This is a genomic window from Nesiotobacter zosterae (genome assembly GCF_033843645.1).
Taxonomy (GTDB): domain Bacteria; phylum Pseudomonadota; class Alphaproteobacteria; order Rhizobiales; family Stappiaceae; genus Pseudovibrio; species Pseudovibrio zosterae.
Map to the genome: position 1 here is coordinate 33,995 of NZ_JAWXVZ010000009.1, position 15,897 is coordinate 49,891.

A 15,897-nucleotide genomic window follows, 5' to 3' on the forward strand; every position below is an offset into this window, starting at 1 on the left:
CCGGAGGCAGCCGCCCATCATCACGACAGCCGCCTCGAAGCATCGCTAGCGACTATGCCTCTGGATTATCGCGATCCAACTCGGTCAGTGACCCCTGGCGGCCGCCCGGTAGTTCCATGGTTTCGCAAGTGCCCTTTGGAACCAGCGTCCATGCATTGCCTTGGTAGTCAACGGTGGATGTCCCTGCGCAGGTGGTACCAGCACCGGCCTTACAGTCGTTTTCGCCAGCCAAAGAAACGCCGTAGCACTTTTCTTTTGCCTGAGCATACGCCGCAGTCGGCGCGTTTACGGAAATGACGGCAGCAGCAACCGCGCCAGCCAGAACTGCTGCGGATACACCTTTATTGCTCATGGGGGTTCTCCTAGTTAATCTTGTCGGATCGCAGGAAGATCTTTCCCGCTCGCAACTGGACTTTGCCGAAGTTCCCGCTCAACAGGAAATCAAAGGCCCGTTACAATCACTTGAGCGGACGCAGAAAAGAAAGTTCTTCGCACGCGTGAGCAGCCTTTAGAAAGATTGTTGCGATTATCTTTAGCCGCCAATGCGAATTCGACAAATTCGGCAAAAACATTGAAAGAACTGCAACCTTTGGGCAGAACTTCTTGCTTGCTCTAGATTAAGAAATCTGGCATCTTTCGCCAGCTTCGGATAGGACAGGACTACTGTCCCTTATAATGTAGCGTCACACGCTGCTCACGTTTTCTTGAGAAAACTGAATGCGCTATATTTAATGAAGCATAAAACCAGAGAGGGAACTGAGAAAAAGTTCCTGCAGGCCGACATATCGCAATGCGTTATAGTTGGCTAAGCGTTAAGAGGTCGGAGGCAACTCCGTATCAGGGTGTCCCTACAACAGCGTAGAGGAACGCTCTTCATTCGACAGATCCGTGGCACAAGTGCCTGGGCTTCGAACGAGCCGCGTCATTGGAGTACGCGACCCGAACGATAGACCTGACTCTGCTTGCGCAGAGAGTGACTGAAAGTGAGGCCGATTATGGCGAGGACAGGAGGACAGACGGTGCATATTAGTGGGGGCCAGAAACCAGTGACCCGTGCCACAACAGGCACAGTTAAGGACACTCTCCGCACTGCCGCCGAGAAGGGCCTTTATAACCCAGCCAAGGAACACGACGCCTGCGGTGTTGGCTTCATTGCCAACATGAAGGGTGTGAAGTCCCATCACGTTGTAAAGAGCGGTCTTCAGATCGTTGAGAACTTGACCCACCGCGGCGCTGTAGGTGCCGATCCGCTCATGGGCGACGGTGCAGGTATGCTCACACAGATCCCGCACGACTTTTTCAAGGAAGAAGCAGAAAAGCTCGGCTTCAAGCTACCAGACGCAGATAAATACGGCGTTGGCTTCTTCTTCCTGCCGCAAGATGATGCTCTGCGCGCCAAGTGCGAGGGAATTATTGCCGAATGCGCAGCCAAGGAAGGCCTGACGGTCCTCGGTTGGCGCGATGTTCCGGTGGACAATTCTTCCCTGTCCAAAGCGCCAGACATTGCAGCAACAGAGCCGGTCTCCCGCCAGTTGTTCGTCACTTCCGAGGACGTTGGCGCAGATGACATGGCTTTGGAACGCCGCCTGTTCATTGCCCGCAAGGTGATCTCTAACCAAGTGCGCGCCCAGTCCGACGCTGTAGAAAAAGGCTTCTACGTTGTGTCGTTCTCCAGCCGCACCATCGTTTACAAAGGCATGTTCCTGGCCTACCAGCTGGGCGCTTACTATAATGACCTGCGCGATGAGCGCTTCACGTCTGCTCTCGCACTGGTGCACCAGCGTTTTTCAACCAACACGTTCCCATCTTGGGATCTGGCCCACCCATACCGGATGGTTGCCCACAACGGTGAAATCAACACCTTGCGTGGCAACGTAAACTGGATGGCAGCCCGGCAGGCTTCCGTGTCATCGCCCAAGTTCGGTGACGACATTTCCAAGCTCTGGCCGATCTCCTATGAGGGGCAATCAGATACGGCGTGCTTTGACAACGCGCTCGAGTTCCTCGTGATGGGTGGTTACTCCCTGTCCCATGCGGCCATGATGCTGATCCCTGAGGCTTGGGCTGGCAATCCGTTGATGGACGAGAACCGCCGCTCGTTCTACCAGTACCATGCAGCACTGATGGAACCATGGGATGGCCCTGCCGCTGTGGCGTTTACCGATGGTCGCCAGATCGGCGCCATGCTGGACCGTAACGGCCTACGCCCCGCCCGCTATATCGTGACCGATGACGACTTCGTTGTGATGTCCTCAGAAGTTGGCGTACTGGACATTCCCGAGGAGAAAGTCGTTCAGAAATGGCGGCTTCAGCCGGGCAAGATGCTGCTGATCGACCTTGAAAAAGGTTGCATCATCTCTGATGAAGACATCAAGCGCGAGCTGTCTACGGCGAACCCATATAAAGACTGGGTGCACCGCACGCAGATCGTACTTGAGGACCTGCCAGCAGTACGCGAGCGCGCGCCGGTCGCGGGTGAAACCCTGCTCGACCGTCAGCAAGCTTTCGGCTACACGCAGGAAGACATCAAGCTGCTCATGCAGCCAATGGCGACAGTCGGTCAGGAAGCGCTTGGCTCCATGGGCACGGACACGCCCGTCTCTGTCCTCTCTGACAAGTCAAAGCTGCTTTACACCTATTTCAAGCAGAACTTCGCGCAGGTGACCAACCCACCGATCGACCCGATCCGTGAAGAACTGGTGATGAGCCTAGTCTCATTCATTGGCCCGCGCCCGAATCTGTTCGATCTGGAAGGCCTTGCCACCTCCAAGCGTTTGGAAGTGCGGCAGCCGATCCTCACCAATGCAGATCTTGAAAAGATCCGTGCCATTGGCGACATGGCCGACAATCAGTTCCAAACCAAAACGCTGGACATCACCTACTCCACCGACAACGGTGCTGAAGGGATGGAAAAGGCGCTGGAGCGTCTTTGTGAGCGCGCTGAAGAAGCCGTTCACAACGGCTACAACATCATCATTCTGTCAGACCGTGTGGTTTCGCGCGCGCGTCTGGCGATCCCAGCCCTGCTCGCAACTGCTGCGGTTCATAACCACCTGATCCGCAAGGGTCTGCGCACCTCCGTTGGTATTGTGGTGGAAACCGGTGAAGCCCGTGAAGTGCATCACTTCTGCGTTCTGGCTGGCTACGGTGCAGAGGCAATCAACCCATACCTTGCCTTCGAAACTCTGCGCTCCATGCACTCCGAGATGCATTTCCCGGAAGAGGTGGACGAGTTCGAAGTCGTTGAACGCTATATCAAGTCCATCAACAAAGGCATGCTGAAAGTCATGTCGAAGATGGGCATCTCCACCTATCAGTCCTACTGCGGCGCGCAGATTTTTGACGCCGTTGGCCTGAACTCTGCTTTCGTCGAAAAGTACTTCTTCGGCACCGCCACCACCATTGAAGGCATCGGCCTTCAGGAAGTGGCTGAAGAAACCGTCATGCGTCAGCGCGCTGCGTTCGATGACATTCCGGTTCTGCGCCGTTCTCTGGACGTTGGTGGGGACTACAACTATCGCGTTCGCGGTGAAAACCACATGTGGACCCCAGACAGCATCGCAACGTTGCAGCATGCGGTTCGCAACAACTTGCCGGAAAAGTACCTCGAGTTTGCAAAGCAGATTAACGAGGAAACCGGCCGCTACACCATTCGCGGCATGTTCCGCATCAAGACCGCTGAAGAACTGGGCCGTCGCCCAATCAACGTGGATGAGGTGGAATCTGCCCACGAAATCGTGAAGCGTTTCTCTACTGGCGCCATGTCCTTTGGCTCCATCTCCCGCGAAGCACACAGCTCGCTGGCAGTGGCCATGAACAGGTTGGGCGGCAAGTCAAACACCGGTGAAGGCGGTGAAGAGCCCGAGCGCTTCACCCCACTGCCGGACGGCTCTCCAAACCCAGAGCGTTCTGCCATCAAGCAGGTCGCTTCCGGCCGCTTTGGTGTGACCGCCGAATATCTGGTCAACGCCGACATGATCCAGATTAAGGTGGCGCAAGGCGCAAAGCCGGGTGAAGGTGGGCAGTTGCCGGGCCACAAGGTCGATGCTGTCATTGCGAAGGTGCGTCACTCAACACCTGGCGTTGGTCTGATTTCCCCACCACCGCACCACGACATTTATTCGATCGAAGATCTGGCTCAGCTGATTTACGACCTCAAGAACGTGAATCCGACTGCAGACATCTCGGTCAAGCTGGTTTCAGAAGTGGGTGTCGGTACCGTTGCAGCAGGTGTGGCAAAGGCACGTGCGGACCACATCACCGTTTCCGGTTATGACGGCGGCACAGGAGCATCCCCGCTGACCTCCATCAAGCATGCCGGTTCGCCATGGGAAATGGGCCTTGCAGAAACCCAGCAGACACTGGTTCTGAACGGCCTGCGCTCTCGTGTGGCCCTTCAGGTGGATGGCGGTCTGCGCACTGGCCGAGACGTTCTCATTGGTGCTCTTCTCGGTGCTGATGAGTACGGTTTCTCCACGGCACCGCTTATCGCAGCAGGCTGCTTGATGATGCGCAAGTGTCATCTCAACACCTGCCCGGTCGGCATTGCAACGCAGGACCCCGTTCTGCGCAAGCGCTTCAAGGGCACGCCAGAGCACGTGATCAATTACTTCTTCTACGTTGCAGAAGAGTTGCGTTCCCTGCTTGCTGCCCTCGGCTATCGCTCGCTCGACGAGATCATCGGTCGTTCCGACATTCTCGACAAGCGCGATGCCATTGACCATTGGAAGGCAAAGGGCCTCGACTTCTCACGCCTGTTCTACCGTCCTGATGCGACACCGGAACAGAGCCGTTGGAGCGAAACCCAGAGCCACCCGATTGAGGACATTCTGGACCGCAAGCTGATCGCCAATGCAGCTGCGGCGCTGGAAACAAAGGAAGCCGTCAGCTTCCCGGCCGAAATCCGCAGTGTAGACCGCTCAGCTGGCGCAATGCTCTCAGGTGAAGTGGCCAAGCGCTATGGTGCGAAGGGTCTGAAGGACGATACCATTCACATTTCCCTGTCAGGTACGGCTGGCCAGGCATTTGGTGCATTCCTGTCTAAAGGCATAACCATGGATCTGCAGGGGGATGCCAATGACTACGTTGGCAAGGGCCTGTGCGGTGGCCGCATCATTGTACGCCCACCAGAAGATACACGCATCATTCCTGAAAACTCCATCATCGTGGGCAACACTGTGCTCTACGGTGCAACTGGAGGCGAGGTATACTTCCGGGGTGTTGCCGGTGAGCGTTTTGCGGTTCGAAACTCCGGCGCGACCGCCGTTGTGGAGGGCGTCGGCGATCACGGCTGTGAGTACATGACCGGCGGTGTGGTTGTCGTTCTTGGACAGACCGGCCGCAACTTCGCTGCGGGCATGTCCGGCGGCGTGGCCTATGTTCTGGACGAAGACAACGCCTTCGCTTCGCGCTGTAATCTGGCAATGGTCGACATCGAACCAGTGACAGAGGAAGATGACCTGCTTGAAAAACTCCACCATCACGGCGGTGACATCGAGCACAAGGGCCGGGTGGACATTTCAGCGGACATGACGCGTCACGACGATGAGCGTCTGCGCGGCGTCCTTGAGAACCACGTGAAGTACACCGGTTCATCCAAAGCCAAGGAGATCCTCGACAACTGGCAGGAATGGCGTCCAAAATTTGTGAAGGTCATGCCTGTTGAATACCGCCGCGCGCTCAAGGAAATGGAAGCAGCGCGTATGGGTCTGGCAGCAGCGGAATAAGGGAAGACAATGGGAAAAGTAACTGGCTTTTTGGAGATCGATCGGCAGGAGCAAAAGTACCAGCCGGCATCGGACCGCATTCGTCACTTCCGCGAATTCACCGTTCCGCTGCCTGAACAGGAAGTGGGCCGTCAGGCTGCGCGCTGCATGGATTGCGGTATTCCGTTCTGTCACGGCCCCACGGGCTGCCCTGTAAACAACCAGATTCCGGACTGGAACGACCTTGTTTACAACGGTGAGTGGGAAGAGGCAGCTCGCAACCTGCATTCCACCAACAACTTCCCGGAGTTCACCGGTCGCATCTGTCCGGCACCTTGCGAAGAAGCGTGCACCTTGAACCTTGAAGACGTCCCGGTCTCAATCAAGACCGTGGAACAGGCCATCGCCGACCGCGCCTACAAGGAAGGCTGGATCAAGCCGGAACCGGCAGCCCACAAGACCGGCAAGACTGTCGCCATCATCGGCTCTGGTCCTGCAGGTATGGCCGCAGGTCAACAGCTCGCACGTGCAGGCCACACCGTGCACATTTATGAACGCGAGCCCCGCGCTGGCGGCCTGATGCGCTACGGTATTCCTGACTTCAAGATGGAAAAGCACTACATCGATCGCCGTGTCGAGCAGATGGAAGCGGAAGGCGTTGTCTTCCACTACAACTGCGAGATCGGCAAGGATGTAACGCTCGAAGAACTCCACGACCGTCATGATGCAACCTTGCTGTGTGCCGGTGCAGAGCGGCCACGTGACCCACAGATTCCGGGAATGGATCTGAACGGGGCCATGTACGCAATGCCGTTCCTCGTTCAGCAGAACCGCCGCGTTGGTGGTGAGGACGTCTCCCACGAGACCCCGTACTGGGCTGGTGGCAAGCATGTGGTGGTTGTCGGCGGTGGTGATACCGCATCAGACTGTGTGGGCACCTCTTTCCGGCAAGGCGCCCTGTCAGTAACGCAAATGGACATCCGCCCGGTTCCTCCGGTCAAGGAAGACAAGTTTGCGTTCTGGCCGTACTGGCCGACCAAGTTCCGCACCTCCTCCTCTCAGGCGGAAGGCGCAGAACGTGAGTTTCAGGCCGCAACGCTGGAGATCATCGGCGATGAGGGTGGCAACGTCACCGGCGTAAAGTGCGCCCGCGTTGACGAAAAGCGCGCGCCAATTGAAGGCACTGAATTCATCCTCAAGGCAGACCTTGTGCTGGCAGCGATCGGCTTCTCAGGACCTGAGCTGAACACCTACATCAAGGAAGCCGGAGACAAGCTGGAGCTGGATGCACGCACCAACGTGAAAGCCAACACGGAAGACTACAAGACCAGCATTCCGGGTCTGTTCGCCGCTGGCGATGTCCGCAAAGGACAGTCTTTGGTGGTTTGGGCGATCCGCGAAGGCCGCCAGGCTGCTCGCTCCATCGACGAGTTTCTGACAGGATCATCCGATCTGCCACGCTGATCACGGCACCAGACCAGACATGCAAAAAGGGCGCTTGGGTTCTTCCCAGCGCCCTTTTTCAATTGCCGAAGCGTCGACGACTGTCAGACCGCCTAAGCCGCCTTCACTGTTTGCAAAAAGTTTGAGACCGCGCCGCGCAGCTCCTGCGAAACAGAGCCAAGCTGGCCTGCAACGACATGCAGATCAGAAGACGCACTCTTGGTGCCATTGTAGCTTTCACCCAAGCCATCCATGTCATGGGCAACACGGCGCGCGGTATCGTGAGCGCTGCCAAGGTTGCGAGAAATGTCTTCCGTCGCCTGCCGTTGGCCATGAACAGATGCGTTGATGTTCTCGGAAATGCGGCTGATCTTCTTGATCGTCTCACCAATGGAACCAATAGCCCCAACGGCCTGATCTGCCACCGCTTGGACAGATTCCACCTGGCTCGCAATTTCTTCCGTCGCCTTTGAGGTTTGCCCAGCAAGCGTTTTCACCTCACTGGCGACCACGGCAAAGCCTCGTCCAGCCTCTCCGGCTCGAGCAGCCTCTATGGTCGCGTTCAAGGCAAGAAGATTGGTCTGCCCTGCGATCTGATCGATCAACGCGATCACTTCGCCAATCGCTTTCCCGCTTTCTGCAAGTCGGCGTACAATTTCGTCAGTCGCTTCCACATGGTTCACCGCTTCGCGGGCAAAGCCTGCTGCCTGCTCCATCTCGGTACCGATGCTGTTCGACGAAGTGGAAATCTCACTTGCGGCTTCAACGATGTCACTCACTGAGTCCTGCGTTGTCTTTGCGGCCACGCGAGACGAAGACATGATCTCTGCTGCATGATGAACGCTTTCATCGAGTTCCTTGGAGCGCTGCTCCACAGTGGTGCTGATCTCGAGCAGCTCAGAGATGACCCCGCCAACCGTCTGCTCGAAGTTTACCGCAACGGACGCCAACGCCTGCTGACGCTCTTCGGCAACTTTCAGCTCGTGCTCCATATGTGCTTTGGCATCCGCCTCAGCCTTTTCACGCAGGATCACGCGGAAAGTTGCCACAGAGCGCGCGATATCGCCAATCTCATCCCCGCGCTTGGTGCCCGAGATCGGCGTGTCCAGCTTGCCATCAGCCAACCCGTCCAGATCATGTTGCAGCTGATTGAGCGAGGTCATTATACCTCGGCCCAGCCAGACAGCCAGCGCCATGAACGCAAGTCCAACAGGCGTACAGGCGGCTGCAATGAACAACAGCTGGTCGATGATGAGAGCACTTGCCTCATCGGGCCCACCAAGGCCTCTTCCATCACTCGAAAATTCAGTCAGCGCACTGTAGATGTTGTGAAAGGAAAACAGAGTACCACCCGCCATAATGGCCAGAGCAAGCAGTACGATCAAAACGAACTTTCCAACAATCGAAAACTGAAAAACGCTCGATTCTTCGGCCGGCATTTCGCGCATTCCTGATATTTTAAGATCACTGCCCCGGATCATGCGCGAAATAACGTAAACGCTCCATTTATTTAGGTTGGTAAAATGGACTTACGTACAACTACTTTTGGATTAATTCCAATCAGCAATCTTAGAAAATGGGCCAACGGTTCTCGTCAACACGTCCCGTAACGTTAGGAAGGTCGGCACCAGATACCGTCAGCTTGTGTTGCGCTGTTCCGGGAACAGGTTTCTGTTTTTCATCAGAATTGGAAATTAGCTTTGTTTCCGGGGAAGTTAGCCGGCCCGTAAGCACCATGAAGTTGGGGTCATCCTTGACCCCCTCGAAGATGAAGGCACTCGCGCTGCCGAACACGCGCGCAATCTCCCGCTCCACGAAGAAGGCCATCTTCCGGTAGCCGTCCCATGTAAAAAATACACCATCGCGGGAACGAAGCCGGGTCCGCTTGCCGTTAATATCCGGCCCGTGGCTCGTGTAGACCCCATTTTCATCCAGATATGCATCCCAGATATCCACAAAGATACCACCGGACGGCTCAACCTGTTCCATGTACAGGTCATTTATGAGGCTGTAATTCGCTGTTTTTAAATAGTCTTCGGCTGGAGCGAGTCCCACCCAGATCATGGGAAGCTGCTCGTTGCGAATTGAAGCGACCAGCGAAGCAACGCGAAAGCGATACTGCTTCATCCACTCGGGAGACTGGAAAGCAACCTCCTGCTCACCAAAGCGAATACCCGCGTCGTCCTTGGCACCAAGCGAGACAACAACCAGCCCCACATCTTCCAGCGCCAATGTCTTGGAAACATCCTCCGGCCAATCTGGCGACTTGTCTTGCACAAGTCCGGTGCTGGGATAAACCAGCTTCTTGACGCGAATGGACGGCGTCTTGGCGTATACAGCCCGCAGGCCATCTGCCAACCCTCCCGCCAGATCATCTCCGACAACAAGCAACACCTTGGCGTCGTCGTTTTTCGGTTCCTCATTGATCTGAGGGGCAACCGGGGCCGCCCTTTGGGTTGGCCGGGTGCTGCGCCGTTTGGTTGTTCGGGAAGGTGAGCGCTGTTTTATCTTGCGCTCTCTGGTCTGCTGCTTCGGCTTGAAGATCCCGCCAAACAGCTTGGAGAAGAAGCCCCCACCCGAAGACCCGCGTTCGCGGCTTTGAGCGTAGGCGTGATGTGCCTCGGTTATCAAAATGGGTTCTGCAACGGCAAAGCACAGGGCCAATGCAAGAACTTTAAACACCACGCTATGACGCATCACAACAAATCCAGCCAACTTCTACAGGTTCCTCCGGCCCCGCCGAAACGGTGGCCGGAGCAAGTCCTATCAGAAGTCTCGTTTCAAGCGACTTAACAAGTCAAGCGAAACGTATCCATCCGGGGTCATGCCCCGCGACTTTTGGTAGGCCATCACACCTCTCTTGGTGTTGGGGCCAATTTTGCCATCAACTTTTCCAACAGAGTAGCCGCCACGGTTCAAAAGGCGTTGCACTTCCGAGCGTTCTTGAAGATTCAGCGGGCGATCTCCGCGTGGCCAAGAAGAGGAGAACTCCCCAAAGCCCATCAGTCGATCACTCAAGTGCCCCACTGCCAAAGCATAGGCATTGGCATTGTTGTAGCGCTTGATGACCCGGAAGTTATCCAGCATCAAGAAGGCTGGCCCCTTGGCGCCTGCAGGCAGATACAACATCGCCTGGTCAGACGGCCGAGGAAAGGCGCGGCCACCAACGCGTTGCACACCAAGTTGGGACCACTGTGCCAGTGTCCGCTTGGTCTTCATATCCGCCAGCGTGTAGTTGAAGCCGGGAGCAAGCTTGACCTCATAGCCCCATGTTTTGCCCGTGTTCCAACCTGAATCGCGCAGATAAGCCGCCGTCGATCCCAGAGCATCGGGAATGGTATTCCAGATGTCCCGGCGTCCATCACCTGTCACATCTACAGCATGCGCAAGATAAGTGGTTGGAATGAACTGGGTGTGCCCCATCGCACCGGCCCAGGAACCCACCATATCGCCGTGGGTTACATCGCCATTTTGCAAGATCTTGAGCGCAGCAATCAGCTGGGTACGGCCAAAGCGGGAACGTTTGCCGCCCTTGTAGGCCAGTGTCGCCAACGAGCGGATCGTATGCTTGACGATTTTCGGGTTATCAAGCACCTGACCGTAGGAGCTTTCCATGCCCCAAATGGCCACCACAACGTAACGGCTGACACCATACCGGGCTTCGATCTGATCAAGCCATCCGCCCCACTCGTCGAGCATACGCTGGCCGTTTTCGATACGCTTGTCGGATACAGCTGAGTCCAGATACTGCCAAATGGCGCGAGTAAACTCGGGCTGGTCTTCCGCCTTGCGGATCACGTCCGGATCAGGCGTCATGCCACGGAACACGTCCACATAGAGGTTCTGGGAAATCCCAGCCTTGCGGGCCTCCGGCCAGAAGCCCTGAACCCAGCGATCAAAGCCCGCATCAGCCCAGGCTGACCCGGCGTTTACAGTGAATAGCAGTGTTAGGCCGATCAGCGCCTTGCGAATTAGTCGCCTCACTAAAGTCTCCGTTTTGGTTTCATCAGATTTAAGCGAAACTTTACGCCAAACTCGTGTCGAAAATTGGCCCATAAAGCTTGGCTAAAACATGTCACCGCATATTTGTTAAAGTGGAAAACCTCTGGTTTTCAGAGTTTTCATGGAACAACCAGAAGAATAAGAGACAGATCTTCAGGCAAAACTACCGCCTTAATCTCAAGCCCGCCTCAATGGTGCTGCTGTCATAATTGCGCCCGGGTTCAGAGCTTCGAAACGCTTCGAAGGTGTACCGGGTTTCAAGCGCTGCAAAATCCGAGAACGCCCAGGTCAGTCCAACGGTGGAACTGAAATCTCGCTCATCAAGAGCAATGCCCTCGTACTCACGATAGGAAAATGCCGCTCCGACGTCCCCTACCAGATCCTCCGTGAACTGATGGGCATAGGCCAGGGATCCGGAGTAGAGCAATGATCCCGTCGCGCCATCAAGGCTGGAGGCTTCAAAGCCTGTTTGGGCGCCAAAGGTGACTGTATCGCGTCGGCTCGGCGACCAAACCAGAGAGCCATCTACCAGTAGCCCCTTCAAATCACTTAGCTGATCGTCCTCCGGCGTCTCCCTTCGCCACCCGAGGCCGAGTTCGCCGGCAAGCTTTGGGCCGCGGTCAATCATGATGCCGCCGCGGATCTGGTAGCCATGAGCGTCACGGTCCACACAATCGATTGAACCCGGTGCACACTCATCGTCATAGCGGCGCAGGAGCCCGCCCGCTTCAACAAAGGTTCCCAGAACCCCTCCGCCCTGACTTTCCAGCCTCAAGGTGCTGCTGAAAACGGTGTTGTTTCGGGTGCTGTCATCAGAGCTCGCCTCGGCACCATACAAAGTGCGGTCCACTTCAATTGAGGCGGTAGCACCAACAACGCCAACACGGCGCTGCACACCAATTGAACCGCCAAACTCCTGCCGACTGGCTGTTCGTCCAGTCGTCACTGTGTTTTCTGCTGAGGAACGGGCCTCACGGGTGAAACTGTAAGTGCCTCGCGTCAGGATCTGTGTCTGTTCCGAAAGATCCGCCCTGCCATCCGCAGCAGCATAAAATTGCGGCGTGTTGTTATCACCATCCTCGAAAAACGCCTGATAACTTCCGCGCAGGCTCAAGGCCAACTCATGGCGTGACCAGTCTGACCGAGCATCCAAACCGCCCTCAACAGAGTAGAAGCCGTCGGCCTCCCCTCCTGCGGTCTTGGCGGCGTTGTCGGTCCAGCCCGTCCCTGAGGTCAGGTTCGGAACCACGACAAATCGTCCGACTCGCAGGCCCTCCGGCCGGTCCCGCTGTGTTTCGCCATCAAATATCCCAGACTGTGGATCTTCTGTGGCACCACCACCTGCACGTGCTTGCGCTGCAGAAAGCCGCTCGGAGAATCGGGGAGCACGGGCGCCAACGCGCGCCTTGGACAGCGCACCCTCCCGGTAAGTCGGGCGCAGAGCGCTGACATCCCCTTGAGCACCACCCGCTGCTGCTGCCTGATTCAATTCCTGTTCAGAACCAATGACCTCAGCATCGGCAGAAAGCGAACCGCGCAGCGGATCGCTCGCACTCTGCGCCAAAGCCGCAGGCGTTGAAACACCAAAACAGAGAGTATAGATCAACGCGACCCAGCACCGATGCATTCAAACCATCCACAGCCGCAGCTGCGCTTCCTAAAAAACCACATACAACTTTTGCGGCATTATGGTTAACGCTCCCTTGAAAACTCAGTAGTCACTCCATTTGTTTTCCCGTTTATTTTTTGGTAATGAAACTCCGGCCTTGAACATATCAGCGCGAAGGTGCGATATTTCAGGCCTTGCTGCACGTTCCCAAAATTTCGATGCCTAAGCGTTTGCCTGAGGGGCCTATAAACCATGCACATGCCTTCTTTTCAAAAGCACGAAGAGCGAATTGTAACGCCCTCCGAAGACTGGCTGCTCTCCGCTGAGCGCACCATCCAAACTGAAATCACAGGACTGCAGGCGCTAAGCGCTGCACTTGGCAATGGTCTGTCCGCGCCTTTTACGCGCGCCATTGAGACCATCGCCAAGTCCACCGGTCGCGTCATCATTTCAGGCATCGGCAAGAGCGGGATTATCGGCACCAAAATTGCCGCCACACTGGCATCCACTGGCACACCAGCCTTTTTTGTGCATGCCAGCGAAGCCAGCCACGGCGACCTCGGCATGATTACTGAAGATGATGTGGTCATCGCCATCTCCTGGTCGGGCGAGACACAGGAATTGGCAAGCCTCATTGCCTTTACACGCCGCTTCCGCGTGCCGCTGATCTCCATCACGTCGAAGAAGGACAGTGCGCTCGGCAAGGCAAGCGACATTGTTCTGGCGCTTCCAAGAGTTGAAGAAGCCTGCCCGCATGGGCTCGCACCAACCACATCCACGCTGCTGCAGCTTGCCATTGGCGATGCCCTGTCCATCGCTCTGCTCGAAGCACGTGGCTTTACCGCACAGGACTTCAAGGTCTACCATCCAGGTGGCCGCCTAGGGGCCAGCCTGCAGCATGCACGCGATGTCATGCATGGCGGCGACACCATGCCACTAGCCAAGCTCGGCACCTCTATGCGCGAAGCGATTGTGCTCATGACGCAAAAAGGCTTCGGCGTGCTCGGCATCGTCAATGAACTTGGTCAGCTCAAGGGCATCATCACAGATGGTGACTTGCGCCGCCACATCTCCTCTGACTTCCTCGACAAAGCCGTAGAGGAAATCATGACAGAAGATCCCAAAACCATCACGGGTGATCTGCTGGTGGCCTCTGCCGTGGAGATGATCAACTCCATGGCCATCACCGCCTTGTTTGTGGTCGAGGATTCTCGCCCGGTGGGCATCGTCCACTTGCACGACTTGCTGCGCATTGGCGCTGCGTGATCACAATGAGTGTTCGAAAGGCCGGGACATGTTCCCGGCTTTTTTTTGAGCGCACAACAGCGCTATCCAACAGGGCGCGCCCCTCTTTCCGACCTTCTACACAGATGTGAACTGGTAAACTTCACAAGCAATAATTCGAGTTTCATTAGGATTTGATTAGTCATAAATCGCGTAGTCTGAGCCGAAGTAGACAAGCACAGGTCTCAACAGGGCTCACGAATGGATCTCGCAACCATAATCGGCATCATTGCTGCAGGCGCGGTTATTGCTATCGCGATCTTTATCGGCGGCAGTTTTTCCCAGTTCATTGACCTGCCCTCGATTCTCATCGTGATTGGCGGCGGCATGGCAGCGACACTGGTGCGTTTTCCGCTGTCCGGCATCGCCCGTGCCTTCGTGCTTGGCGGCAAGGAAGCGTTCACGCACAAGAACGTGCAGCCCCGCGACCTGATCGAAGAAATTGCCAATCTGGCGGATATCGTACGCAAGCAAGGCCCACTCGGTCTTGAAACCGCTGAAGTTTCAGATCCCTATCTCACCAAAGGCATCCAGTTCATCGCAGATGGCTATGAGCATGATCACATTCGCAGTTCCATGGAACGAGAGCGCGATCTGTATCTGACGCGTCTTCAAGAAGGCAAACGCGTTTACAAGGCGCTCGGAGAAGCGGCACCGGCCTTTGGCATGATCGGCACACTGGTTGGCCTCGTGCAGATGCTGGCAACCATGGACGATCCGTCGACCATTGGCCCATCCATGGCAATCGCGCTTCTCACAACACTCTATGGCTCCGTGATCGCAAACGTCTTCTGCTTGCCAATCGTGGACAAGCTGGACGCCAAGTTCGATATGGAAGAGCTGAACCAGACGCTCATCATAGACGGTGTATTGCAGATCCGGGACAACAAGAGCCCAACCCTGATCCGCGAAATGCTGCTGGCCTACATGCCAGAACATCACCGCGAAGAGTTTATGGAACAAGCCGCGTAACGCGGGAAGGATCAGGCTTTCATGGCACGCAGAAAGAAAGCAGGAGACGGCGGCGCCCCTTCATGGTTGGTCACCTTTGCTGACCTCATGTCCCTGCTTGTTTGCTTCTTCGTGCTTATCATCTCATTCTCGGTGCAGGACCAACAAAAGCTGCAGGTGGTTGCAGGTTCCATCCGCGATGCCTTCGGCATCAAGCAGGAGTCCAAGCGTACCGGCATCATCGAGCTCGATGGTGTTCCGCTTCGTGATTACATGAAGGACGCCTCTCTTCTGGAAGAGCTGCGTGATGCGGATTTTGCCACGGTCTCCCACATGCAACGCAGAAAGCAGGGGCCGGAAGCCAACACCCACAGTGTAGAAGAAACGGACGTGGAAAAGCCGCGCCAGTTTGCTACCGCGGCGGTTTCACTACGCCAAGCATTTCAGGAAATGCCTGAAATCACTGAGCTTTCCAGCAATATTATCATGGAAGAGACTGAAGAAGGCTTGAACATCCTGATTGTCGATCAGGAAGGCCGCTCCATGTTCCCGGAGGGCTCCAAGTACCCCTATGAGATCACGCGCCGTCTTCTTGCCAAGATGGCCCCGGTCCTGTCGCAGATGCCAAACCGCATCCGCGTCACAGGTCACACCACGTCCGGCTACACCGCCCGCTCCAACGCGGCAAGCCTTTGGGATCTGTCCACTGGTCGCGCCAATGCGGCTCAGCACATCTTGACTGAGAGTGGTCTGCCGTCAGATCGCATTCACTCGGTCGTTGGCAAAGCGGATACCGAGCCCCTCTTTCCCAACGACCCCTTTCTGGCTGCAAACCGTCGTATTTCCGTGCTGTTGATGGCAGAAGAACCGCCTCTGCCTCAGGATTATCAGCCCTGATCAGGC

At 56.2% G+C, this 15,897-nt stretch carries 10 protein-coding genes; 5 read left to right on the top strand and 5 right to left on the bottom strand.

Features of this window, described 5'->3' with window-relative positions; genetic code table 11:
- Positions 1–52: 52 nt before the first annotated feature.
- Entirely contained in the window at positions 53–352 is a 300-nt protein-coding gene (locus Q3Y58_RS14135; protein WP_274219998.1) for a BufA1 family periplasmic bufferin-type metallophore, read from the bottom strand.
- 643 nt (positions 353–995) lie between these two features.
- Between Q3Y58_RS14135 and gltB the strand changes: the two genes are divergently transcribed.
- A complete protein-coding gene (gene gltB / locus Q3Y58_RS14140; protein ID WP_319622677.1) occupies positions 996–5,726 on the top strand; it encodes a glutamate synthase large subunit in 4,731 nt (1,576 codons plus the stop codon).
- A gap of 9 nt (positions 5,727–5,735) precedes the next feature.
- Positions 5,736–7,169, top strand: a complete 1,434-nt coding sequence (locus Q3Y58_RS14145) for a glutamate synthase subunit beta (RefSeq protein WP_319622678.1) — start codon at positions 5,736–5,738, stop codon at positions 7,167–7,169.
- A 92-nt stretch (positions 7,170–7,261) separates the two neighbouring features.
- On the opposite strand, the gene Q3Y58_RS14150 is transcribed toward Q3Y58_RS14145, so the two are convergent.
- The 4 genes from Q3Y58_RS14150 to Q3Y58_RS14165 form a co-directional block, all read right to left on the bottom strand.
- Positions 7,262–8,587, bottom strand: a complete 1,326-nt coding sequence (locus tag Q3Y58_RS14150; RefSeq protein ID WP_274219995.1) for a methyl-accepting chemotaxis protein — start codon at positions 8,585–8,587, stop codon at positions 7,262–7,264.
- Positions 8,588–8,717: 130 nt separating this feature from the next.
- Positions 8,718–9,863 (bottom strand): SGNH/GDSL hydrolase family protein, encoded by a 1,146-nt coding sequence (locus Q3Y58_RS14155; RefSeq protein ID WP_319622679.1) that lies wholly within the window; start codon positions 9,861–9,863, stop codon positions 8,718–8,720.
- A gap of 51 nt (positions 9,864–9,914) precedes the next feature.
- Complete coding sequence (locus tag Q3Y58_RS14160; protein WP_319622680.1) at positions 9,915–11,132, bottom strand: lytic murein transglycosylase; 1,218 nt, start codon at positions 11,130–11,132, stop codon at positions 9,915–9,917.
- 181 nt (positions 11,133–11,313) lie between these two features.
- Positions 11,314–12,777, bottom strand: coding sequence for an outer membrane beta-barrel protein (locus Q3Y58_RS14165; RefSeq protein WP_319622681.1), 1,464 nt, complete (start codon positions 12,775–12,777; stop codon positions 11,314–11,316).
- Between the two features lie 234 nt (positions 12,778–13,011).
- Here Q3Y58_RS14165 and Q3Y58_RS14170 point away from each other — a divergent pair, with 234 nt between their 5' ends.
- The 3 genes from Q3Y58_RS14170 (at position 13,012) to Q3Y58_RS14180 (ending at position 15,891) form a co-directional block, all read left to right on the top strand.
- A complete protein-coding gene (locus tag Q3Y58_RS14170) occupies positions 13,012–14,025 on the top strand; it encodes a KpsF/GutQ family sugar-phosphate isomerase (protein ID WP_274219991.1) in 1,014 nt (337 codons plus the stop codon).
- A 219-nt stretch (positions 14,026–14,244) separates the two neighbouring features.
- On the top strand, positions 14,245–15,015 hold the full coding sequence (locus Q3Y58_RS14175; RefSeq protein ID WP_274219990.1) for a motility protein A: 771 nt from the start codon (positions 14,245–14,247) through the stop codon (positions 15,013–15,015).
- A gap of 21 nt (positions 15,016–15,036) precedes the next feature.
- Complete coding sequence (locus Q3Y58_RS14180) at positions 15,037–15,891, top strand: flagellar motor protein MotB (protein WP_319622682.1); 855 nt, start codon at positions 15,037–15,039, stop codon at positions 15,889–15,891.
- Positions 15,892–15,897 lie beyond the last annotated feature (6 nt).

Bases quoted from the DNA above. Each gene is read 5' to 3' on its own strand.
- Q3Y58_RS14135 (WP_274219998.1), bottom strand. From the start codon at position 352: ATGAGCAATAAAGGTGTATCCGCAGCAGTTCTGGCTGGCGCGGTTGCT.
- gltB (WP_319622677.1), top strand. From the start codon at position 996: ATGGCGAGGACAGGAGGACAGACGGTGCATATTAGTGGGGGCCAGAAA.
- Q3Y58_RS14145 (WP_319622678.1), top strand. From the start codon at position 5,736: ATGGGAAAAGTAACTGGCTTTTTGGAGATCGATCGGCAGGAGCAAAAG.
- Q3Y58_RS14150 (WP_274219995.1), bottom strand. From the start codon at position 8,587: ATGCCGGCCGAAGAATCGAGCGTTTTTCAGTTTTCGATTGTTGGAAAG.
- Q3Y58_RS14165 (WP_319622681.1), bottom strand. From the start codon at position 12,777: ATGCATCGGTGCTGGGTCGCGTTGATCTATACTCTCTGTTTTGGTGTT.
- Q3Y58_RS14170 (WP_274219991.1), top strand. From the start codon at position 13,012: ATGCACATGCCTTCTTTTCAAAAGCACGAAGAGCGAATTGTAACGCCC.
- Q3Y58_RS14175 (WP_274219990.1), top strand. From the start codon at position 14,245: ATGGATCTCGCAACCATAATCGGCATCATTGCTGCAGGCGCGGTTATT.
- Q3Y58_RS14180 (WP_319622682.1), top strand. From the start codon at position 15,037: ATGGCACGCAGAAAGAAAGCAGGAGACGGCGGCGCCCCTTCATGGTTG.